The 21,853-nt window shown below is 46.2% G+C and carries 20 protein-coding genes; 12 read left to right on the forward strand and 8 right to left on the reverse strand.

Annotated elements, in window-relative coordinates:
- Positions 1–2,072: CHAT domain-containing tetratricopeptide repeat protein (locus tag QUA42_RS22100; protein ID WP_333140096.1), on the forward strand; the 2,072-nt coding region annotated here is incomplete at its 5' end.
- A gap of 321 nt (positions 2,073–2,393) precedes the next feature.
- Here QUA42_RS22100 and QUA42_RS22105 read toward each other — a convergent pair.
- Positions 2,394–3,200, reverse strand: coding sequence for an SDR family NAD(P)-dependent oxidoreductase (locus QUA42_RS22105; protein WP_333140098.1), 807 nt, complete (start codon positions 3,198–3,200; stop codon positions 2,394–2,396).
- Positions 3,201–3,848: 648 nt separating this feature from the next.
- A complete protein-coding gene (locus QUA42_RS22110) occupies positions 3,849–5,282 on the reverse strand; it encodes a carotenoid oxygenase family protein (protein ID WP_333140100.1) in 1,434 nt (477 codons plus the stop codon).
- Positions 5,283–5,476: 194 nt separating this feature from the next.
- On the opposite strand from QUA42_RS22110, the gene QUA42_RS22115 reads away from it, so the two are divergent.
- The 7 genes from QUA42_RS22115 (at position 5,477) to QUA42_RS22145 (ending at position 13,099) form a co-directional block, all read left to right on the forward strand.
- A complete protein-coding gene (locus tag QUA42_RS22115) occupies positions 5,477–6,514 on the forward strand; it encodes an LD-carboxypeptidase (RefSeq protein ID WP_333140102.1) in 1,038 nt (345 codons plus the stop codon).
- Positions 6,515–6,611: 97 nt separating this feature from the next.
- A complete protein-coding gene (locus tag QUA42_RS22120; protein ID WP_333140140.1) occupies positions 6,612–7,370 on the forward strand; it encodes a class I SAM-dependent methyltransferase in 759 nt (252 codons plus the stop codon).
- Positions 7,371–7,591: 221 nt separating this feature from the next.
- Complete coding sequence (locus QUA42_RS22125; protein ID WP_333140103.1) at positions 7,592–8,593, forward strand: cytochrome c oxidase subunit II; 1,002 nt, start codon at positions 7,592–7,594, stop codon at positions 8,591–8,593.
- A 78-nt stretch (positions 8,594–8,671) separates the two neighbouring features.
- Positions 8,672–10,477 carry a cytochrome c oxidase subunit I gene (ctaD, locus tag QUA42_RS22130; RefSeq protein ID WP_333039685.1) on the forward strand — a complete coding sequence of 602 codons (1,806 nt, stop codon included), beginning with the start codon at positions 8,672–8,674 and terminating at the stop codon, positions 10,475–10,477.
- A 150-nt stretch (positions 10,478–10,627) separates the two neighbouring features.
- Positions 10,628–11,251: a heme-copper oxidase subunit III gene (locus tag QUA42_RS22135; RefSeq protein WP_333039688.1), complete on the forward strand. Its 624-nt coding sequence runs from the start codon at positions 10,628–10,630 to the stop codon at positions 11,249–11,251.
- 75 nt (positions 11,252–11,326) lie between these two features.
- Positions 11,327–11,701 carry an HNH endonuclease gene (locus QUA42_RS22140; protein WP_333140105.1) on the forward strand — a complete coding sequence of 125 codons (375 nt, stop codon included), beginning with the start codon at positions 11,327–11,329 and terminating at the stop codon, positions 11,699–11,701.
- A gap of 165 nt (positions 11,702–11,866) precedes the next feature.
- Positions 11,867–13,099 carry a hypothetical protein gene (locus QUA42_RS22145; RefSeq protein ID WP_333140107.1) on the forward strand — a complete coding sequence of 411 codons (1,233 nt, stop codon included), beginning with the start codon at positions 11,867–11,869 and terminating at the stop codon, positions 13,097–13,099.
- A 14-nt stretch (positions 13,100–13,113) separates the two neighbouring features.
- Here the strand turns inward: QUA42_RS22145 and QUA42_RS22150 are convergent, their stop codons facing one another.
- From QUA42_RS22150 to QUA42_RS22165, 4 genes are all read right to left on the reverse strand, one after another.
- The gene (locus tag QUA42_RS22150) at positions 13,114–13,413 is read right to left on the reverse strand and encodes a (2Fe-2S) ferredoxin domain-containing protein (protein WP_333140109.1); all 300 of its coding nucleotides are present in this window, start codon (positions 13,411–13,413) and stop codon (positions 13,114–13,116) included.
- Between the two features lie 120 nt (positions 13,414–13,533).
- Complete coding sequence (locus QUA42_RS22155) at positions 13,534–14,508, reverse strand: cysteine synthase A (protein ID WP_333140111.1); 975 nt, start codon at positions 14,506–14,508, stop codon at positions 13,534–13,536.
- A 65-nt stretch (positions 14,509–14,573) separates the two neighbouring features.
- Positions 14,574–15,155: a Uma2 family endonuclease gene (locus QUA42_RS22160; protein ID WP_333140113.1), complete on the reverse strand. Its 582-nt coding sequence runs from the start codon at positions 15,153–15,155 to the stop codon at positions 14,574–14,576.
- 195 nt (positions 15,156–15,350) lie between these two features.
- A complete protein-coding gene (locus QUA42_RS22165) occupies positions 15,351–15,989 on the reverse strand; it encodes a peroxiredoxin (protein WP_333039700.1) in 639 nt (212 codons plus the stop codon).
- 160 nt (positions 15,990–16,149) lie between these two features.
- Between QUA42_RS22165 and QUA42_RS22170 the strand changes: the two genes are divergently transcribed.
- From QUA42_RS22170 to QUA42_RS22185, 4 genes are all read left to right on the forward strand, one after another.
- Positions 16,150–16,425 carry a hypothetical protein gene (locus QUA42_RS22170; RefSeq protein ID WP_333140142.1) on the forward strand — a complete coding sequence of 92 codons (276 nt, stop codon included), beginning with the start codon at positions 16,150–16,152 and terminating at the stop codon, positions 16,423–16,425.
- A 95-nt stretch (positions 16,426–16,520) separates the two neighbouring features.
- Positions 16,521–16,883 (forward strand): cupin domain-containing protein, encoded by a 363-nt coding sequence (locus QUA42_RS22175; RefSeq protein ID WP_333140115.1) that lies wholly within the window; start codon positions 16,521–16,523, stop codon positions 16,881–16,883.
- A gap of 549 nt (positions 16,884–17,432) precedes the next feature.
- Complete coding sequence (locus tag QUA42_RS22180; protein ID WP_333140117.1) at positions 17,433–18,314, forward strand: ChaN family lipoprotein; 882 nt, start codon at positions 17,433–17,435, stop codon at positions 18,312–18,314.
- Between the two features lie 38 nt (positions 18,315–18,352).
- Positions 18,353–18,934, forward strand: a complete 582-nt coding sequence (locus QUA42_RS22185; protein ID WP_333062920.1) for an NAD(P)H-dependent oxidoreductase — start codon at positions 18,353–18,355, stop codon at positions 18,932–18,934.
- A 507-nt stretch (positions 18,935–19,441) separates the two neighbouring features.
- Here the strand turns inward: QUA42_RS22185 and QUA42_RS22190 are convergent.
- Both QUA42_RS22190 and QUA42_RS22195 read right to left on the reverse strand, forming a co-directional pair.
- On the reverse strand, positions 19,442–20,275 hold the full coding sequence (locus QUA42_RS22190) for an inositol monophosphatase family protein (protein WP_333039709.1): 834 nt from the start codon (positions 20,273–20,275) through the stop codon (positions 19,442–19,444).
- A gap of 75 nt (positions 20,276–20,350) precedes the next feature.
- Positions 20,351–21,784 (reverse strand): BCD family MFS transporter, encoded by a 1,434-nt coding sequence (locus QUA42_RS22195; protein WP_333140119.1) that lies wholly within the window; start codon positions 21,782–21,784, stop codon positions 20,351–20,353.
- Positions 21,785–21,853 lie beyond the last annotated feature (69 nt).

The following is a 21,853-nucleotide window of genomic DNA, read 5'->3' on the forward strand; positions in this document are numbered from 1 at the left end:
CCCTCACCCGCATCGGCTTAGTCTACTCTGATTTGGGAGAAAAACAGAAAGCGCTAGAGTATTACAGCCAGTCGCTTGCCCTGAGACGGGCAGTAAGCGATCGTGGCGGGGAAGCTGCCACCCTCCACAACATCGGCGGTGTCTACTCAGATTTGGGAGAAAAACAGAAAGCGCTAGAGTATTACAGCCAATCGCTTCCGCTGAGTCGGGACCTCGGCAATCGTGGCGGGGAAGCTGCCACCCTCACCCGCATCGGCTTAGTCTACTCTGATTTGGGAGAAAAACAGAAAGCGCTAGAGTATTACAGCCAGTCGCTTCCCCTGAGACGGGCAGTAGGCGATCGTGGCGGGGAAGCGAACACCCTTTACAACATAGCTTATGTCAAACGCGACCAAAACAATCTTACCGAAGCCCTCAACGACATTGAATCCTCTATCAAAATCATCGAAAACCTCCGCACCAAAATAGCCAGCCCAGAACTCCGCAGCTCATACTTTGCCACAGTGCAGGGCTACTACGAATTCTACATCGATTTGTTAATGCAACTGCACAAAACTAATCCTAAATCCGGTTATGATACCAAAGCCTTAGAAGCCAGTGAACGTTCGAGAGCCCGCAGTCTCCTCGAACTCCTCTTTGAAAGTAACGCCAACATTCGCGAAGGCATTGACCCCGATTTACTGCAACAAGAAAAGAGCGTACAACAGCAACTCGATGCCATTGAAAAGCAGCGCATTGAAACAATCAGCAGCCCCAACCCCAATCAAACTAAAATCGCTGAAATCGACTCGGGGCGCCTTGCACTTTTGCAACAGTATCAGCAAATTCAAAGCCGGATTCGTACCACCAGCCCCCGCTACGCTGCCATCACCCAGCCCCAACCTTTAACGCTACCAGAAATTCAAAAACAAGTTCTGGATGACAACACCCTTTTATTGCAGTATTCCCTTGGCAAAAACCGCAGTTATTTGTGGGTTGTGACATCAACAGGACTAACTAGCTATGAATTGCCAAAACGCGCAGATATTGAAACAGCCGCCCGCAATTTCCGAGACGCAGTAACTAGCCCAATCCACAGAGATATTCCCCAACAAGTTGCCGAAGCAAGTGCCAATTTGAGTCAATTAATTTTACAGCCGGCCTCCGCCCAATTAGGCAATAAACGATTATTAATTGTTCCCGACGGCGTGCTGCACTATACCCCTTTTCCGGCTTTAACTATTCCCCAAACCCCTAGACAAAATACCAATGTTCCCTTAATTGTCGAACATGAAATTATTACCCTGCCTTCCGCCTCAACTCTCGCCATTCTCAGGCAAAATTACGGAGACAGAAAACCGCCGGGCCAAACCTTAGCAATTTTAGCCGATCCGGTTTTTAGTCCCGATGATGAAAGAATTAAAGGAAAAATCACCCCAGCAACAACAGAAAAATTAGAAGCAAACAACCTCGGTTTAAATCGAGCGCTTCGCGCTTCTAATCGGGGATGGCCGCCCGAACGCCTCGCATTTACCCGCCAAGAAGCCCAAACAATATTCAGCTTATTTCCCTCAGCTTCTAGCAGTCAAAAGATTGATTTTGATGCCAATCGCACTACTGCCACCGACGGCAGTTTAGCTAATTATCAAATCGTTCATTTCGCCACCCACGGCCTTGCCAACAGCAAAAATCCAGAACTGTCAGGAATTCTGATGTCGATGGTAGATGACAAAGGTAATCTTGTCAATGGTTTTTTGCGCCTCACGGATATTTTTAACTTAAAACTGGCCGCACATTTAGTGGTTTTAAGTGCTTGTCAATCGGGAATGGGACAGAATGTTAAAGGCGAAGGAATGGTGGGATTAACAAGGGGTTTTATGTATGCGGGGGCGCAGCGGGTGGCGGTGAGTTTGTGGAGTGTGGATGATGAAGGAACTGCTGTGTTAATGCAAAAGTTTTATCGAAAAATGCAGCAACAAAAGTTAGCGCCGGCGGCAGCTTTGAGGGCGGCACAGATGGAAATGATGCAGCAGGAAAAATGGAAATCGCCCAATAATAGGGCGGCTTTTACCTTGCAAGGGGAGTGGAAATGATATATAGCTCTTCTCAGGTAGATGAGGTATGACTGACAACTTATATAACGACTAAAGAAGAGGGCTAAAGCCCAACTACGTACTTCATTTACTTGAGAACCGCTATACACCACTTTTGCTGGTAAGTAAGTACATAGCCCTTGTAGGGACACGGCAATGCCCATTGGTGTCAAGTTAACAACGTTAAATCGGTAGTCCGACAGTCCGACAGTCCGACAGGGGTTGAAACCCCTGGCGGACTAACGGGTGGGCGGGCGGACAGCTTAAGTTGACACCAATGGCCGAAGAGCCCGCCCAGAAAAGGGTTTATCGCCAGCTAGCTCAAGCCTCGCGCAATTTGCGGCCCCGCGATTTATCGCGAAGTTCGGGAGTCGCCATCCGCAACACAAAATCCAGCAACCAAGGCGCAATTCGGTGACACCAAACTGCTAGATGACTTTGCCATCCTACCAATATTTCTGGTGCATCTTTCTGCAATCCCGCGACAAGTGCTAGGGCAACTTTTTCCGGAGTTGTGGGTACTACCCACCGGAATTGTTCCAAGTCTCGCACCATGTCGGTATCTGTTAGAGATGGCAGCAAAGCTGTGACTCGAACATTGTACTGAGTTAACTCGCTGCGTAAAGCTTGGGTGAATCCCAAAATGGCAAATTTGGTAGCAGAATAAGTTGCCATTGTGGGCGCGGCAATTTTTCCCATTAAGCTCGAAACATTGACGATTGTTCCCTCTTTTTGAGTTGCCATTCGCCTCGCAATCAAGCGGGTAATTGTGTAAGTTCCGAGCAAGTTTAAGGCGATTTCTTCCTCGATTAACGGCAGCGGGGAACGCAAGAAAGATGCTTGGTGGGCGACGCCTGCACAGTTGACTAGCAGGTGAATCGGGCCGCAATCTCGCCAAGCTTGGGCGATCGCAATATTCACCGCTACTGACTGAGTTAAATCCAAAGCTAACGGCACTACTTCTGTGCCAAAAAGATCGATTTCCTCTGCCAGTTCAATTAATTGCCTGCGGTTGCGCGCCACAATCAACAAACGTTTGACTCCTTGTCTCGCTAATTCCAGGGCGATCGATCGCCCAATTCCGCGCGAAGCTCCTGTAACAAGAGCTGTTTTTCCTTGAAGTTGCATAGATTAAACCTTTTGGTTGATTCTCACCGCGACACGGAGTTATGAGTTGTGAGTTGTGAATTATTAGTTATGAGTTGAATTTTTTGGCGATAACAACTCATAATTCATAATTGTTGAAAAGGCTATCTTGTTCCGAAAAGCCTAATTTATTCGTGGGGTTAACTCAAAGCCCAAAACTGTTGAATCGCTAACGTGCGCGTGAGTTGAACTAAACTTTGGGTTCGCCAGGAATCAGTCAAATATCTGGTCATGTAACCTCATGCAAGCAGACAAACCTGAGATGGGCAAACCTAGTCGGAAATCAGGGCCAAGCGGGCTTTATTACCGCTTTTTATTCAGTTCGCGGAGGCGGACTTTGCCTGTATAGCCGCGAATTTATTCGCCGGGAATATTCACCCCGAATTGGTCATGGTTCGAGGCTTAATTACCCCTTTTTTGAGTCCGCAGAGGCAGACGATATCCTGTGCCACCGCGACTTACAATCGCCGGGGATTGGTGCGAATTGGCACAGGATAATTGAGCAATGCAGATTATCAATTCCACACCTCCTAGATATGAGAATTTCCTATCTACACACACCTTAACAACTTGACAGAGAAGCGGCAACAATTTTTAATAAATCTTCCGCAACACTTCTTTACAATTTTCTCAGACTGCCGATTTCCAAGTGCCGTGAAAGCCCAAAGGTATGACACCGGGCAATTCTAGCTTGCAAACAGGTTCGCGGGAAAGTCCGTCGCTGTCAAATATCCAGACTTCGCTGCTGTCAGAATTGCCGTCATAAATAACTGTTACTATCCAACCTTTCTCCGACGAAATATCTGGAACGTAGATGGGCTCTGTGGGATAGCGATTTTCGCCCAAGTCCGCAATTGTGAGATTGCGGCTTTGCGTGTCCAAACGGGCGATCGCGCCATAACGTTCCGGTACAATATCAACGTCAGGCCGATACATTGCCAGATAAATATATCGTGAGTCTTGCCCTATTTCTGAAGCAGGTACCATCGGAAATTCGCAAGGTTGATCCAGCAATTCTTCGGCTGCTGTCACTTTGCCAGTTTGAGGATTGAGATGCACCCGCCACAGGGAACCCTCCGCATCGGTGCGAGTTTCACCCGCCGCTACTTCTTTCAGCCGCTGATTAGTTTGAAAGTCAGCGAAGCGCACAAAATCAACGGCAACCGAACCATCTTCCTTGACAAAACCGTTAGCAAAATGCCACTGAAACCAAGAATCGGTTTGGCCTCGACTAACTAAAGACAGAGTTTCAGAGTCAAAAACTAATATCTGGGTCCCCAACTCGGGTTTCCATTCCAAAGAGTCGCTGTAACTGCTAATTCCAGCTAACACTGGCAAAAATCTTACTCGTACTGGCGGCACAAAAAATATTAGATACTTTCCAGCCAAAACAAAATCGTGGATCATGGGAATTCCATCTAAAGCAACAGTTGCTTGTTGCACAATTTTGCCTGTAGGATCGCTTTTATACAGATTCAACTTTGTACTGGCACCCGGTGTAGTTCCAAAGTTAAAAATATTGCCAGTAATCGGGTCGCGCTTGCAGTGAGCGGAATAAGAAGATCCACTCTCTAAACTTCCTAAATCGTCCGTTCCGCGAGTTTCCAGGGTTTGCAAATCGAGGCTGTGAGGCCAGCCGCCTTCCCACAAAGCTAAAAGGCGATCCGGCAAAGCTAAAACAGAAGTATTGGCAGCATTTTTAACAGATTTAGTCCACCGCAACCACAGAGGCACCGGTGCTGTCATGCCATAATTACTGTAGAGAAATTTATCAGCTTTTTCCTCAGCTTGATATCCCGCTGTCTTCACGTAGCGATAAACAGCCGCAGCACCCGCATCGGTAAAATGTACAGCCAAAATTGCACCATCGCCATCAAACCAGTGTCCCGCATCCATGCCACCGCGTTGCAAACGTGCGGGCCCGTTACGGTAGAGAGTGCCGCGCAATCCTGCGGGAATTTTACCGCTTTTAACGGATAACTGAGTCAGGGGAAATTCCGCAGCCGGACGAGCTAAAGCTTGAGCCCAGGATTTTTTAGGTGAGATTTTAGTGTCTATTTTCATTGGAAACTGGCAATTTTAAACTGATATGACAGAATTTTTCTTATACAATTATAGCAAAAATCATTTATAACCGTTCTCGCGTGAGCCATTCATCAATGAATTAACAATTGCTCAATCCCCCAATCTAAAATCTAAAATCTAAAATCTAAAATCTCAATCTGTACCTCACTGAATCGAACAAGGGTATAACACCTATGACTCTCCGCCGCCGTGCTCTGCTGACAACTTTTGGGCTGACTGCTATTGGTACTCAGCTTGCGCCGTTAGCGAACCCCTCGAAGAGGCTCGCCCAAACCAATTTATCTCCCAAAAGTGCGATCGTTAAGCCGCGCCGCCTGCAAGTTGGCGATACTGTAGCTTTAATCAATCCTGCCGCTTTCAACTACAAAAAAGAAATCGAGGATTTTTTTAAAGTTATGGAAAAGCTGGGTTTAAAAGTTAAATTGGGAGAGCATTTTTACGACCGCTACGGCTATTTAGCGGGCAAGGATGCCGATCGCGCCGCCGATGTCAACGCAGCCTTTGCCGATGACTCGGTGCGAGCTATTTTTACCGGGATGGGCGGCTGGGGCTGTGCTCGGATATTGCCGCTCCTGGATTACAATATTATCGGCAACAACCCCAAAATTATTATGGGATTTAGCGATATTACGGCGCTGTTATTGGCGATTTATGCTAAAACTAATAGAGTTACTTTTCACGGCCCTTTAGGTGCGTCAACTTGGAGTCCCTTTACAGTGGATTACGTCAAAAAAGTTTTGTTTGACGGAGGTTCTGTGACGATGCAAAACTCCAAAAGCGTGCAAGTTCAAACAATCGGGCGCGGCCCAGCTAGGGGAAAACTAATCGGCGGCAATTTATCAGTAATCGCAGCAATGGTTGGTTCTGCATATTTACCGCAGTGGGAAAACAGTATTTTGTTTGTCGAGGAAGTTGGCGAAGAAGTTTATCGCATCGATAGAATGTTGACGCAACTCAAATTAGCCGGCATTCTCGATAAAATATCAGGTTTTATTTTCGGACAGTGTACCAAGTGCGAAGCTGAAAAACCCCAAGAGTCCCTAACCTTACCTCAAGTCTTGTCCGACCACATTCGCCCTTTGAAGATTCCCGCGTGGTACGGTTCAATGGTGGGACACATCCGGGAACAGTTCACTTTGCCGATCGGTCAAGAAGTCGAAATCGACGCTGACTCTGGTACAATTAAATTGTTAGAATCCGCTGTCAGCTAAATCTTAAACTATTCTCGATATTCGCTCGGCTGTTCCTCTGGTTCTGCATTACCGCGCAGAGCCTGGTAATGACAAAATTAAACATACAATTAGGACGATCGTGAAAAACCGACAATTCCTCAAACATCTAGCAGCAATTATCTTAGCAATAATTTGCATATTGCCGCTCAATGCCTGTGCAGCCGTAAGTAAAACCGCCGATGGCGACCCAATTTATCAGCAGCGAACAGTCCACAATCCCGACGGAATCGGCAAATTTTACATGGGTCGAGAAATTGCTCAAGTCATGGGATATCAAGGTGCTGGTTGGCTGGAAAGACCGTCTCGCGGCATGGAGGAAAAATCAGCTCGATTAGTCAACAATCTCGATTTAAAACCAACTGATATTGTCGCCGACATTGGAGCGGGAACGGGATATTTTAGCTTTCGCATCGCTCCCTTAGTTCCAGAAGGAAAGGTTTTGGCAGTTGACGTGCAGCCGGAAATGATTAATTTTATTAAATTGAATAAACAAGAAAAAAATATTGCTAACGTTGAGCCAGTTTTGGGCAGTATCGACAATCCGAATTTACCGGAAAATAGCGTAGATTTAGTTGTGATGGTCGATGCTTATCACGAATTTGCATATCCCAGAGAAATGATGCAAGGAATTGTGAAAGCACTCAAACCGGGAGGCCGCACGGTATCGATCGAGTATCGCGGCGAAAACCCGCTGATTGCCATTAAAGGTTTGCACAAAATGACGCAGAAGCAGGTTAAAAAAGAAATGGCAGCCGTCGGTTTAGTATGGAAAGAGACAAAAGATATGTTACCTCAGCAGCATTTGATGGTCTTTGAGAAACCCTCTCAAATTTAGCAGCCAAACAGAGCGATTATTTACCATTTTTAATCAGTTTTGTCAAGGTACAAAAGACGTACTTTTGAGTCGCGCGGGCGATCGGTCAAACATACTAAGCCTTAAGTAACCCTTAAGATGGACATTTTACTAAAAATACCATTTACAATTAAAAATTGATAACCCAGAGGCGCTTCCTTCATTTTACAAGCGAAGAAGTGTCGCTATTAAGAAGTACCAGCGTGAACATTCCAAGTTCCATCCTCACCATGCTCGCCGGCATCGTAGTGACTCTGATCAGTCTCTGGTACGGGCAGAATCACGGTTTACTACCGATCGCCGCCTCTGATGAAGCATCCGAGATCGACGCACTCTTCAATACAATGATGACCATTTCCACTGGATTATTTATCATGGTTCAGGGAGTGCTGATCTATGCTGCAATTAGATATCGCCGCCGTCAAGGAGACAACACAGACGGGCCGCCTTGGCATGACAACTTTCCCTTAGAAATTCTTTGGACAGCCGTGCCGGCGGTGATTATTTTAGGAATCGGAGTCTACAGTTTTGAGATTTACAACTCAATGGGAGGCCTCGATCCGATGGGCAATCACGACCACGGCACCATGCAAGCGCACTCTAAAATGCGCGGAAGTGCGATCGCAGCCACACTCTCAGATACACCCCAAAACGCCCCTCAAATTCCATCTCAAAAACTTGTTGCTTTAGGCGTAGGCGCTTCCCCAGAAAATGAAGACAAACCAGCAGACTTAGTTGTAAATGTCACAGGTTTGCAGTACGCCTGGATTTTTAGCTATCCAGAAAGCGGCGTTAGTTCTGGCGAACTGCATATGCCAGTCAACCGCGACGTACAGCTAAATATCTCAGCTCAAGACGTGCTGCACGCATTTTGGCTGCCGGAATTTCGCCTCAAACAAGATGCAATTCCTGGCCGGCCGAGCGAACTGAGATTTACACCAACTAAAACCGGCGAATACCGGGTTGTTTGTGCGGAATTGTGCGGCGCTTATCACGGAGCGATGAAAGCTCTAGCAGTCGTTCACACGCCAGAAGAATTCGACACTTGGCTGCAAAGCCAGCAAGTTGCTAGCAGTCAAAACTTAGAGCAAGCAGTTGCAGTCAATCCAGGGGAATTGTCAGACGGAGAATTTTTGGCTCCCTACGTCAGGGAAATAAAAATTAATTCCGAAGCCCTAGAACAACTTCACCCAACTCATCACTAAAAATAGTCATTAGTTCTGGCTACTGGGTCTTTGATCCTCAGCTAATAACTAAGGACTAATAACTAATGACTAATAACTATGACACAAGCACAGTTCCAAGAAAGTGCAAACACTGAGGCTCGCGGAACAGCGCCCGCTGATAGACATTGGCGCGACTACTTCACTTTTAATACCGATCACAAAGTCATCGGTATTCAATACCTGGTAACAACATTTATTTTCTATCTAATCGGCGGCGTGATGGCAACTTTGGTGCGAACAGAACTCGCCACCCCCGACGCCGATTTTGTCACCCCCGAACTCTACAACAGTTTATTTACTGTTCACGCGACGGTGATGATCTTCCTGTGGATTGTACCCGCCGGAGCCGGATTTGCTAACTTTTTGATCCCCTTAATGATTGGGGCAAAAGACATGGCATTTCCCAGGCTGAATGCCCTTGCCTTTTGGCTAATTCCCGTAGGCGGGGTGTTGCTGTTGAGCAGTTTTTTGGTGGGAGCTCCACAGGCTGGTTGGACTTCCTATCCGCCTTTGAGCTTAGTTACTGCTCAAGCGGGGGAAGAAATTTGGATTCTCAGCGTTTTGATTCTCGGAACTTCTTCGATTTTGGGGGCGGTGAATTTTGCCGTTACCATCTTTACCATGCGCGTTCCTAGCATGAGTCTCAATGAAATGCCTTTGTTTTGCTGGGCGATGATTGCGACTTCAGCGCTGACTTTGATTGCGACTCCAGTCTTAGCCGCAGCTTTGATTTTGCTGTCGTTTGACTTGTTAGCTGGGACGGCATTTTTTAACCCGACCGGCAACGGCGATCCCATCGTCTACCAGCATTTATTCTGGTTTTATTCCCACCCGGCAGTTTACATTATGATTATGCCCTTTTTCGGGGTGATTTCAGAAGTTTTGCCGGTGCATTCGCGCAAGCCAATTTTTGGTTATTTGGCGATCGCATATTCGAGTCTCGCGATCAGCTTTTTGGGCTTGATCGTGTGGGCGCACCATATGTTTACCAGCGGCACTCCCGGCTGGCTGCGGATGTTTTTTATGATCACTACTATGATCATCGCCGTACCAACTGGGATTAAAATATTTAGCTGGTTGGCAACTATTTGGGGAGGCAAACTCCGGCTTGTCAGCGCGATGCTATTTGGGATGGGTTTTATCTCAACATTTGTGCTCGGCGGCATCACCGGGATCATGGTGGCTTCCGTACCTTTCGACATTCACGTTCACGACACTTATTTTGTCGTAGCTCACCTACACTACGTGCTGTTTGGCGGCTCAGTGTTTGGCATTTACGCTGCTTTTTACCACTGGTTCCCCAAAATGACGGGGCGGATGATTAATGAATTTTGGGGTAGAGTTCACTTTGTTTTAACCTATGTTGGCTTTACTGTAACTTTCTTGCCCATGCACGCTTTGGGGATGCAAGGAATGCCTCGGCGGGTGGCAATGTACGACCCGAAATTTACCACAATTAATGTCATTTGTACTGTCGGTGCTTATATGCTGGCAGTGTCTACAATCCCGTTTATCATTAATGTGATTTGGAGCTGGAGGTACGGCCCGAAAGCAGGTGACAATCCTTGGCAAGCTTTGAGTTTGGAATGGATGACGACTTCGCCGCCCCCCATCGAAAATTTTGAAGGAGTGCCGGTATTGGCAACGGGGCCTTACGATTACGGCATGGAAAAAATTCAGAATACAGGGGAACGTCTCAGGCTCAAGCTGAGGGAAAATGCCACCCGCAATACCCAGAAAACAGGTATCCCTATTGCGGAGGCTCAAGCTTCAACTTTCTTTGGCGGTACTGCAACTTTGGTCGCTCCTGAATCAGAGGTAAATGTTGATTCTCCGGCTGATGAAAGTCAAGATGGCGAATAGTTATTAGTCATCAGTCATTAGTCATTGGGCATTGTTGACTGTTGACTGTTGACTGTTAACTAATGACTGATGACTAATGCCAACTGCCAACTGCCAACTGACAACTGACAACTGACAACTGACAACTGACTTCTTCATTACCAATTTCTTATGCAAATTCCAGCGATCGATCCGGCAAAAACAGCCCTAAATTACCACCACGAGGGCGAAGTAGAAGCACACGGTGTCGAGCATCCCGACCACCGAATGTTAGGGGTAATTGTGTTCCTGTGCGCTGAAGGCATGATATTTTTCGGTATGTTTGCCGCCTATTTGATTTATCGGGCGATGGCCCCCGTGTGGCCTCCTGAAGGTACGCCGGAGCGCGAGTTATTGCTGCCGGGAATCAATACGGTAATTCTGATTGCTAGCAGTTTTGTGATTCACAATGCGGATACTGCAATTAAAAAGAATGATGCCGCCGGAATGCGGAATTGGTTGCTCGTAACTATTGCTATGGGCGCAGTTTTCTTGTTCGGTCAGGTTTACGAATACGCTCATTTAGAGTTTGGCTTGACGACTAATTTGTATGCCAGTTGTTTTTACGTTTTGACTGCTTTTCACGGCTTGCACGTTACCTTGGGAGTGCTGTTTATGGTGGCGGTGGTGTGGCGATCGCGCGCGCAAGGCCATTATTCTAGCGAGCACCACTTTGGCATCGAAGCGACTGAGATTTACTGGCACTTTGTCGATGTGATTTGGATTGTTTTGTTTCTGTTACTGTATATTTTGTGATCTCAGAGGCTTTTCGACCTCTGCCACAAGAGATTTGTATGGCCCCCCATTGGGGGGTTTTTTATTGTTTGGAGAGTGCGATCGCCTTTCATTCACCCTCTCACAGCCGATCGCGCTAAACTAAAAGTAGCAATTCTCCTATCCAGCAGCATTGAGAAAATTATGCAGTGCGAATTGTGCGATCGACAAATGGAAGCATTAACCGCCCATCACCTCATCCCCAAACAAAACACCAAGCGGAAAAACGAAGATCCAAGCCAGACAATCGACATTTGCTCAGCCTGTCACCGCCAGATTCACTCTCTATTTGACAACAAACACCTCGCCCAAGAGCTCAACACCCTGGAAAAGCTCAAAAATGACCCAGAACTCCAGAAATTTGTCTGTTGGATTAAGAAACAAAAAACCGACAAACGTATTCAAGTACGCGGTAAAAAAGCTCGATCGTAGGGCCAGAAATCAGATATATACTCCGGGACGCAGTTACTGTCTGAAGCCCGATTTCTTCATAAATTTTTCGTTCCTTAACCCAAAATTTTACAGAGAAACCCGGTTTGTTTGCGTAAATCCTAGTATAGTGATTTACTTATTGGTAACAAGCTGCCAACAATTATTATGAACCTCACCTCCCTCGAACTCGCAAAAGACCGAGCGCGCATCTTCAAAAACTACCTCCAAATGGAAATAGATGCCAAAGCTAACATAAACAAACTAGCTTTTTTAGACAGGGGCATTGAAAAATCCCCTTACCAACAACACATTAAAAACTATCCCGATTATCTCAAACAGAAACCCGACGGCTTAAAAGTAATTAGCTCTATTCCTGGTCCCAATAATCCCCTTAAACTTACCCCGTTTCCCAGCGTGGGAGAACTACCTCAAATTAACTCTCAAGGTTTAAATTTTTTGCATGCAGAAATTAAGGAAGCCTGCGTTTGCATTGGTACTTTTGTAGACGGCAAACTTCAGGCGCAGTGGCTGGGAAAAAACGCACTTACCAATGCTGAGCAGTGGAGTGCCACTAAAATTATCGCACTCCTTAATATCGTCAGTCAAATAAATAGCAAATATCCCGACTGCGACATTGACAACTGCGTTGTTAGAGATGGCAACGGGCTAAGACACGATTTTTACTTTTACGATGTAGCAAAAGACATGATTAGCTATGCCTCAAATATAGGAAGTTCAAACTCCTTAGCTGCGATGTTCAAACGCTTCGATACTCGCATAGGACTAGAGCAATGGCTGAAAAGCGCTACTGGCAATAATGACCTAATTTTTCGCGGCGATTACGGCGAAAATCCTTATCTCACCAACCCCAAAATATTCGATCTCACCAAAAAACAAGTGCTGCTAAGTGCCGCATTAAACAGCACCAAACAAAAAAATTCCGTATCTGCTTATGACTTGACCAGGCTAATTTCCATGTTAGGATGGCACTTCCACATCGAACAGCGATCGCGCATGAAAGCATCTCAGTGGAACAGCTTAGAAAGCATTGTCAGAGCAATGGGACACGACAGCGCTCGATATGTGGACGTAGCAATTAAAACTTTGGGGATGGAGGGCCTGATCACTTCTCCAGTAATTATCTCAAAATTGGGTTACGGACTGAGCTCGATCCGGGGAACCCTCGAAACAGTTTATGTGGCTTTAGTGCGGTTTGTTGACGAGCGGCCCAAAGCGGCGGGAAAGCCGGCAAAAGTCAGAACTTTAGCCATGAGTTTGCGGGCAGAAAAAGCTGTAGGCGGTTCCAGCAGTGTCGATCGCTTGGCGATCGAACAAGACGCCAGAGTCGCCGCCGAAGTCACCGAGATTCTCCGCCGGTTGTTTGCCGAAGAATTTTAAAGGGGGGCGATCGACTAATTAGAAAGTCGGTGAAACTTGCGGTAAAGCATCCTCTCCACCGGCTTTCCTCCCCGCAAATGTTGCTCAGTTATTGCCGCAACTTCTTCAGGGCAAACGGTATTGTACCAAACCTCTTCTGGCAGCACCAACACCATCGGCCCGTTGCCGCACTGTCCCAAACAACTGCTAGCAACAACTTCAACTTCTGAGGGCGACAATTTCTGAAAAGCTGCCAGTACCTTTGCTGAATTTTGCTTGCGACAAGTGCGGTTTTGGCAAACAAGAACTTGCCTAGAAGATTGGATAATTTTCATATTTTTTACTTGACATTCTGCTGCATATATGCTATTTTTTTATCATGGGAATAGGTGCGCGCATATACGCCCAGATTTTATATACCCAGATTTTAAGGTGCGCCGCAGCGCACCCTACGGTTAATCTGGTGACAAACCTTTGGAAGCCAACCATTGTCGATCGAACAAACGCGACTGATACCGAGCCCCGCCGTCGCAGAGTACCGTAACAATCGTATGTCCAGGCCCCATTTGCTTCGCTAAAGCCACGGCCGCCCCTACATTAATCCCCACAGAACCGCCCATAAACAGCCCTTCTTTCCTCAGCAGTTGGTAAATCACCCGGACAGCTTCAGTATCGTCAATTTGAATAGCGTCGTCTACCGGGGCATTCTCCATATTTGCAGTGACGCGGGTGGTGCCAATTCCCTCAGTAATCGAACTGCCTTCGGTCTTAATTTCCCCAGTTTTGAAATAACTGTAAAGCCCGCTGCCCATCGGGTCTGCCAAGACAATTCTAACAGCAGGATTTTTTTCTTTCAAAAACATTCCTACGCCAGCAAAAGTGCCGCCTGTACCAGTAGCTGTTACCCAAACATCAATTTTCCCGTTTGTTTGTTCCCAAATTTCCGGGCCAGTTGTCTCGTAATGAGCTCGGCGGTTGGCTAAATTGTCAAACTGATTTGCCCAGACTGCATTCTCCATTTCCGAAGCCAATCTTCCCGACAATTTGACATAATTATTCGGGTCTTTGTAAGGAACAGCGGGAACAGTCCGAACTTCAGCGCCCAAGGTTTTCAAAGCATCGATTTTTTCTTGAGATTGGTTATCGGGAATCACGATCAAACATTTGTAACCTTTAGCGTTGCAAATGTGGGCCAAACCGATGCCTGTATTGCCGGCAGTGCCTTCAACAACAGTGCCGCCCGGTTTGAGCAAGCCTTTTTCTTCTGCGTCTTTGATGATGTATAAAGCGGCCCTATCTTTAACGGAACCGCCGGGATTTAGAAACTCTGCTTTGCCGAGAATTTCGCAACCAGTTTCATCGCTGAAGCTGTTTAAGCGAATTAGTGGTGTGTTGCCGATTGTGCCTACAAAGCCGTTTTTAATATCCATATTTTTGGCGTGTGTGTATCCTATGATTAATTTTTACAATAAGTTGATATTTATTGCTAGCAGTTCTACCAAATTTTGCTCATATTGAGTATGAATCCCGGCAAAACGGAGTCGCCGCTGACTGTCGCGGGATTTTCCAAACATTCCTCTGGCAAACCAGGACGGTAAATATAAACTCTGCGATTTTTGCGGTCAATTAACCAGCCTAACTGCACTCCTGGTTCTCTCATATATTCTTGCATTTTTTCTTGCAATGGCTTGAGATTGTCAGAAGCAGACCTGAGCTCTACTACAAAATCGGGGCAAATAGGTGCGAATTTATCTTGCTGTTCTTGAGATAAAGCATTCCACCGTTCCAATTTAATCCACGAGGCATCTGGAGACTTGTCACCCATTGCAAGCTTAAAGCCCGTACTGGAGTCAAAACAAATACCGGTTCCATCTTGGCGAGCCCAAATATACAACTCTCCAAAGACGCTACCGCTGCGATTTCCTGTTGTTCCACCAGTAGGAGGCATAATTAGCAATTCTCCCGATTTGTTGCGTTCAATGCGTAACTCACTATTGATTTGACAGAACTCGAAAAACTCGTCGTCTGTCATTTGCAATTTGGGCGGTATTCGCAACACAATTGTTGATGACAGCATTTAGCCTTTCCTCAAATCTAAAGTGTTTACACAAGATTGCACAATTTCTTTGTTTGTAGTGAGGACTAAAGTCCTAAAAAATCAGGATTAAGGACTCAAGCCCTAACTACAAGCTGGTTGAACTGGCGAATTATAGAGGTAAGGTGTGCAGTACACACCTTACAAAATTAGGTTCTGCGTCTAGGAATGTTAAACCTATTTATTCGGCTGAGGAGTCATCCGCAAATAAGGCTTAATCGGCGTATAACCTTTAGGAAATTTCTCTTCCAACTCTTTCGGGTCGGTAATCGAAGGTACGATTACGCAATCGTCGCCGTCTTTCCAATCAACCGGAGTCGCAACGCTGTAGTTGTCCGTAAGTTGCAAGGAATCAATTACTCGCAAAATTTCATTAAAATTCCGACCTGTGCTCGCCGGATAAGTAATGCTCAAACGCAATTTCTTTTGCGGGTCAATCACAAAAACTGTGCGGATTGTTAAGTTGTTCAGCGAGTTGGGATGGATCATGTCGTAAATGTCGGAGACTTTACGATCGCCATCTGCTAAAATCGGATAATTGAGGGTGACATTTTGAGTTTCCTCAATATCTTTAATCCAGCCCATGTGAGAATCCACATCATCGACGCTGAGGGCAATGGTTTTGACGCCCCGCTTTTCAAATTCAGACTTTAGACGGGCCACTGCACCGAGTTCTGTGGTGCAAACTGGAGTATAGTCTTTCGGGTGAGAAAACAACACGACCCAGCTATCGCCGGCCCAGTCGTAGAAATTGATTTCTCCTTCCGAGGAAGCTTGGGTAAAGTTGGGAACTGTATCGCCTAATCGCAGAGTCATAACTGATTTCCTCTAATTTTATTTAAGGACTGTTCCTTATCATGCCATAATTGCCCGGTTTCTCGATCGAGCTGTAAAGGATTCTAAACTTTTTGGTCGATCGATCGGCAATTCCACTACTGTAATGTATGTGTGGCTTATACCGCTAAATTTTCTTGCTATGCTTTACTTTCTGCTGAAGGCAATACAGCCTATTTTAGTCCCGCTGTGTTTTGTGTCCGCCTGGGGTTTAGTTTTTTTGCTGTGTTTGAGTGTCGGGCGTACTGTCACCGACTCGCTGCGTCGAGCTCAGCGGATGCACCAAATCCCTTGTGCTAACTGCGTATTTTTCACCCGCGACTACCACCTCAAGTGTCCCGTTCAGCCTACTATAGCTTTATCTGAAGATGCGATCGACTGTCCTGATTATCGAGGGCATTCGGGAATTTACGGTTAAAAAATCCGGCCGCCGCTTTACATATTTCTTAACATCTCTCGCTCCTTCAATTAAACTTAAGTTGTGGTAAAGAGATTTTCAGGAGTGTGGAAAGAATGCTAGTCCAAAAGCTAAATGCCTGCGACGAGTTTATTGCTGGCGACGGTACTCAACTGCGAGAATTACTGCATCCAGACAAACAAGCTGTAGATTTGCGTTACAGTTTAGCCCACGCCACTTTGCCACCGGGACAAACTTCTGTGCTGCACTCCCTGACAACTTCTGAAGTTTATTACATCCTCAGCGGCGTTGGGGAGATGCACATCGACGACGAAAATCAATTCGTGGAAGCCGGAGATGCAGTTTACATTCCCCCCAGCGCCAAGCAGTTTATTTACAACTGTGGCACAGAGCCGCTAATATTTATTTGTATCGTCGATCCCGCGTGGCGAAAGGAAGACGAGACAATTTTCCAGTAATTTTCTAGTTTTTCTCCTTTTAGGGTCGTTACCCGGCTCTGCCCGGTAACGCCTATCTAGAAGCTCTGCCTCTACTGAAAAAAACATCACAAACCGAAAATCTCTTTTAACAACAACAGCACCCAGCCATATGTACCGAGTGATTTCCTCTTTTTTCAACTTCGATGTGGAGTTGCAATAATCCTCAGATTCAGTTGCATTGCTCCCCTCTAATTAGTTGAGGAAGTGTCAGCTTTGTTGGTGGGTGCTGCTATTGGTTTTTGATGAGACAGATGTGAGATTAAACAGCGTTTTTACTCCTTAGATTCTATTGTGAACTTCGCTGTGGTATCTAGAGGTTGTATCTGTCAGAGAAGCTTTTTGTTCGCTTCATATTATTAATTTAGCACCTTCTTCTAGAAGCGCAAGTACCTGCAACTAAACTTTACATTTTTAGAAGTAAGGGTGGATAATTATGAACTTAAATTAAGCATTGAGCTTTCTAGCTGCTCAGCTAAAATAGTAGAGTTCGGCTGTGCTTGCTGCTGCGAGAAACGGCATAATATTTGTATGAAAACAACCAAACTCATCAAACTGTGCGCCTTATCGATCGGCATCTTCCTGCTGTGCAGCAGTGCAGTGACAGCGCAAACGACGGCAAACCCTCAACCTCCGCAAACTTACACGAACCAAGAGATTCTGCAACAGTTGGTAAAGGCAAAAGTCGTGTATCTGGGAGAAACCCACGATAGCGCGGAAGACCATCAAGCTCAACTGGCGATTATCCGAGAAATGCAGCGCCAAAATCGGAAAATTGCGATCGCGATGGAAATGTTTCAGCGTCCCTTTCAAAGCGCGATCGACAACTACTTAGCAGGTAAACTGACTGAAGAGCAATTAGTCGAGCAAACAGAGTACGATCGCAGATGGCGTTTTCCCTGGGAATCTTACGCCCCCATTTTGCGGTTTGCCAAAGAAAATCAACTACCCGTCCTCGCCTTAAATACACCATCCGAAGTAACGAGAAAAGTTGCCAGTCAAGGTTTAGAAAGCCTCACAGCCGAGGAAAAAAAGCACATTCCGCCAATATCCGAAATTCGCACCGACAACGCCGAATATCGGCAACTGCTGCTAGAAGTTTACCAGCAACACCAAAAGGCTGAACAGGGAAATAGTAGGGGTTTTGAAAGATTCTTGCAAGCCCAAGTTTTGTGGGACGAAACTATGGCGGAAAAAATAGCTGAATTTTTCAAAGCAAACCCCGACTATCAAGTTGTGGTGTTGGCGGGTAAAGGACACATTATTTACGGTTACGGCATTCCCAGTCGCGTCGAGAGGCGTTTGGGAGTCGGGAATGTAAAAATGCGATCGGTTTTACTCAATTCCAGTGACAATCCTGTTTTGTCGGCAGATAGACCCATTGCTGACTTTGTTTGGAATCACTCGAAATAGTACAATTATACGCGGAAGCAATAATCAGGAAAAAATCAATGACAAACAGACCAAAAATACTTGCATTTGCCGGGAGTACCCGCGAAGCATCCTATAACAAACTGCTGGTAAAAGTGGCGGCTGCTGGTGCTACTGCGGCGGGTGCAGAAGTTACTTATGTAGATTTGCGCGATTTGCCGATGCCACTATTTGACGAAGATTTGGAAGCAAAAGAGGGAATGCCAGAAAATGCCCGCCATTTGAAGGAATTGATGGTAGCGCATGACGGGTTTTTGATAGCTTCCCCTGAGTATAACAGTTCAATTACGCCTGTGTTGAAAAATGCGATCGATTGGGTATCGCGCCCAGCACCGGGTGAACCGGGATTGGTGGCATTTACTGGCAAAGTAGCAGTAATTATGAGTGCTTCGCCAGGTGGAATTGGGGGTTTGCGGGGATTGGTTCATTTGCGATCAATCCTGGGGAATATTAACGTATTGGTACTCCCGGATCAGAAAGCAATTCCCCAAGCTTTTGAAGCATTTAATGCTGACGGTACGATGAAAGATCCCAAACAGCAGGACTCTGTTGAGAATCTCGGTGCTAAGTTGTCTAATGTGCTGTCGAAATTAATCGCCTGAAGCAATAAATTCATTTTGCAGTAGGGACACAGCAATGTTGTGTCCCTAATCCTAGTATCTGTTATCTTGCTGGCTGGATCAAGTGCGATCGCCAACCGCATAATTTTCTGAGTTTCTTCCCAGGTTTATTCTTGTATTTTCCCAGAGGCTAACTCTTCGACATAGCCAATATACCGCTCATCTACTTTTCCAACACCGCAGTAAATCTATTTACCCTTGTGCCTCTACTTGAAAACGGGTATAATTTTATTTCCGAGAGATAATAGGTAGGGAAAACTTACCACAAATTGTAGCAGTACCGCATCACCCGATCGACGTAAAACAAAACCACCCGATCGCAGATTGGCAGAAATAGACAAGAGTAGGCATACTTGAACCATCGGTCATCGGTCGGTATATTTCTTCCAAACAGCAGGGCAGGCGTGGGAGACTCCTCCGTCACGCCTGCCCTGCCGTTTTATTTAATAATTGTTCGATTTCCTACGGGATAGCTTCGCTTCACCTAAATTACCCCATTTTTCTCTTCTTCCAAGCCTCCACAAACGGCAAAAATACCGACACCAACTCCTGCCGATTCATCACCAAAGTTGGATAACAAATCCTGCCGTAATTCTTCCCCACTTCCAGCGGAAAAATCGCCTGGGATTCCAGCGGTAGCCAAACCGCACCAGCAGCCTTCACAATTACCCAACTCCCCGCAATATCCCAAATTTTCGGAGTCGCTTCCACCCCTCCCATAGCCACACCCGAAGCCACAGTCAAAAAATTGTAACTAGCCATACCCAACATCCGAATTTTACTCGGAAGATGAGGCCCGATTCCCACACTCCGGGAACACAAATTAAAAATATGATTTCCGCTCATTTTATCAGCCGTGGGACAAATCGGCCGATTGTTCAAAAACGCACCTTGAGGCATATTTGCCAATACATTGTCGCCCGCCAAATCCCCTGCATAAAAACCGTGAAAAGATTGATTCACCGGCGGCAAATGCACGCAGCCAAAAACCGGAGTTCCGCGATACAATAAACCCAAAGAAATCCCCCAAATCGGAACTCCCCGAGCAAAATTAGTCGTAGCATCCAGAGGATCGACAACCCAACACCATTCCGTATCTGGGAAAACGTGTTCTCCTTCCTCGCTCAAAATTCCGTGACTGGGAAAAGTAGATGCGATCGCACTTCTAATCTCCGCATCCGCCCAATTATCAGACTGCGTAACCAAACTCCCATCATCCTTCTCATCTGCTTGTGCAGAACCAAAATCTTTCAAAAACTGCTGGCCGACTGTCTTGACAGTAGTCTGAGAAAAACTTAAAATAGAATCCCAAAAATCTTTCATTTGCAGTTTTTTTGTATTAAGGACAGAAGCCCTTGATTAACCAGAAAATGAGGACTAAAGTTCTCACTACAAACCTTAGTCTAATTCATTTTCAAGAATAGTGGCGATCGCACTTTTAGCATTATCCTGAAACTCCCCAACATCCACCCTACCCAACAGCCAAACAGCCAGAATCATACCCACCGCCGGCACTGCAAAAACCAACCCGTAAGCTAACATCGGCACCCCAAACAAACTTCTGCCCAAATCCAAAATAGCACCGCCACTAATCGTCGCCACACCCCGCGCCATCGCCTGCGACAAACCCCAAGCGCCAATAAAAGTCCCCGCCGTTTCTGCAGCCGTCAAATCCAACATCAAACTCAGCGCACCCGTCGTCGTAATTCCCGAAGCAAAACCAAACAACATTAAAGCCGACTTAAACACAATTGGATTTCCTGTGAATCCAGATAAAATAATTAAACCAAAACAAGTAGCCACCGACAAACAGCCCAACCTAATCGTATTTTGCTTGCCAATGCGCGGCACAATTAAAAAACCAGTTGCGCTCAAACCGATCAGAGTACCAGTACCATAAATAGCATTCAACCGAGTAGTTTCCGAAATCGGCATCTTAAAAATTTCCCCGCCGTAAGGTTCCAAAACCGCATCCTGCATAAACAAGCAAATTGTCATAATTAGCAGGAAAGTAAAAAACAAACCGGTTTGGCGGCTAGCAGTCAAAATCCGCAGCGCACTTCCCAGAGTAATTTTATCTTCTCGATTCACTGCGGATGATCGCACCCCGTACCGCGAATACTTTTTCTCAACCCCAAAAGTCGCAATCCCCACCAACAGCAAAACAAGCGCCGGCACCTTCACAAACAAACCGTTAATCGAAGCCTGCAATACTTCCCGCGACACATCCCCATCAATTTGCTTCAGCAAACCGCTGCTAATAATCGCCCCGATAATAATACCAACCATCAGCATCGACCACACCACACCCACCAACTTCGATCGATCCTCCTCATCGGAAACATCCACCAACAAAGCAGCAAAAGGAGTCGAACTCGAACAAATAGCAATACCGTAAAGTGCAAAAATCAAACCCAACAAACCCACCCAACCGTAAGTAGGAGTAGTCCACCCCACAGCCTCCAAACTGCTACCCAAGCGCCACATCACCTGCACCGCCAAAAAAGCAGAAATCACAAACAAAACCCCGCCCATCCACACATAACCCGTGCGGTGATGGCCAAACAAAGGCCTAGCATCAGACATTTGCCCGAACCACACCCTAGCCGGCGCCACAAACTGGTGCATGGCCAGCGTACCAGCCACCACAGTAGCCGGAATCGCCAACTCCTTAATCATGACGCGATTGAGCACCCCCAGCGTCAAAATCGACATCATGCCCAATCCCATCTGAAACAAACCCAATCGGAACATAGTCAGCAGGGTAACTCTCTTGATAGCAGGAGTCGCGGAATCTGTTAATCTTGAATCTGGTAAACGGTCGATCGACATAACTATTCAAATAAACACAGCATTTGAATTTATAGTAACTGAGATATCGCAACCCGCCGCCTTTCCTCC

Origin of the sequence: Microcoleus sp. Pol11C2 (assembly GCF_036701505.1) — a bacterium.
Classification (GTDB): domain Bacteria; phylum Cyanobacteriota; class Cyanobacteriia; order Cyanobacteriales; family Microcoleaceae; genus Microcoleus.

What these genes read in the sequence shown, in the direction of transcription:
- QUA42_RS22115 (WP_333140102.1), top strand. Translation starts at nt 5,477, where the DNA reads ATGACTCTCCGCCGCCGTGCTCTGCTGACAACTTTTGGGCTGACTGCT.
- ctaD (WP_333039685.1), top strand. Translation starts at nt 8,672, where the DNA reads ATGACACAAGCACAGTTCCAAGAAAGTGCAAACACTGAGGCTCGCGGA.
- QUA42_RS22180 (WP_333140117.1), top strand. Translation starts at nt 17,433, where the DNA reads ATGAAAACAACCAAACTCATCAAACTGTGCGCCTTATCGATCGGCATC.
- QUA42_RS22135 (WP_333039688.1), top strand. Translation starts at nt 10,628, where the DNA reads ATGCAAATTCCAGCGATCGATCCGGCAAAAACAGCCCTAAATTACCAC.
- QUA42_RS22145 (WP_333140107.1), top strand. Translation starts at nt 11,867, where the DNA reads ATGAACCTCACCTCCCTCGAACTCGCAAAAGACCGAGCGCGCATCTTC.
- QUA42_RS22155 (WP_333140111.1), bottom strand. Translation starts at nt 14,508, where the DNA reads ATGGATATTAAAAACGGCTTTGTAGGCACAATCGGCAACACACCACTA.
- QUA42_RS22175 (WP_333140115.1), top strand. Translation starts at nt 16,521, where the DNA reads ATGCTAGTCCAAAAGCTAAATGCCTGCGACGAGTTTATTGCTGGCGAC.
- QUA42_RS22170 (WP_333140142.1), top strand. Translation starts at nt 16,150, where the DNA reads ATGCTTTACTTTCTGCTGAAGGCAATACAGCCTATTTTAGTCCCGCTG.
- QUA42_RS22160 (WP_333140113.1), bottom strand. Translation starts at nt 15,155, where the DNA reads ATGCTGTCATCAACAATTGTGTTGCGAATACCGCCCAAATTGCAAATG.
- QUA42_RS22185 (WP_333062920.1), top strand. Translation starts at nt 18,353, where the DNA reads ATGACAAACAGACCAAAAATACTTGCATTTGCCGGGAGTACCCGCGAA.
- QUA42_RS22105 (WP_333140098.1), bottom strand. Translation starts at nt 3,200, where the DNA reads ATGCAACTTCAAGGAAAAACAGCTCTTGTTACAGGAGCTTCGCGCGGA.
- QUA42_RS22150 (WP_333140109.1), bottom strand. Translation starts at nt 13,413, where the DNA reads ATGAAAATTATCCAATCTTCTAGGCAAGTTCTTGTTTGCCAAAACCGC.
- QUA42_RS22190 (WP_333039709.1), bottom strand. Translation starts at nt 20,275, where the DNA reads ATGAAAGATTTTTGGGATTCTATTTTAAGTTTTTCTCAGACTACTGTC.
- QUA42_RS22165 (WP_333039700.1), bottom strand. Translation starts at nt 15,989, where the DNA reads ATGACTCTGCGATTAGGCGATACAGTTCCCAACTTTACCCAAGCTTCC.
- QUA42_RS22110 (WP_333140100.1), bottom strand. Translation starts at nt 5,282, where the DNA reads ATGAAAATAGACACTAAAATCTCACCTAAAAAATCCTGGGCTCAAGCT.
- QUA42_RS22195 (WP_333140119.1), bottom strand. Translation starts at nt 21,784, where the DNA reads ATGTCGATCGACCGTTTACCAGATTCAAGATTAACAGATTCCGCGACT.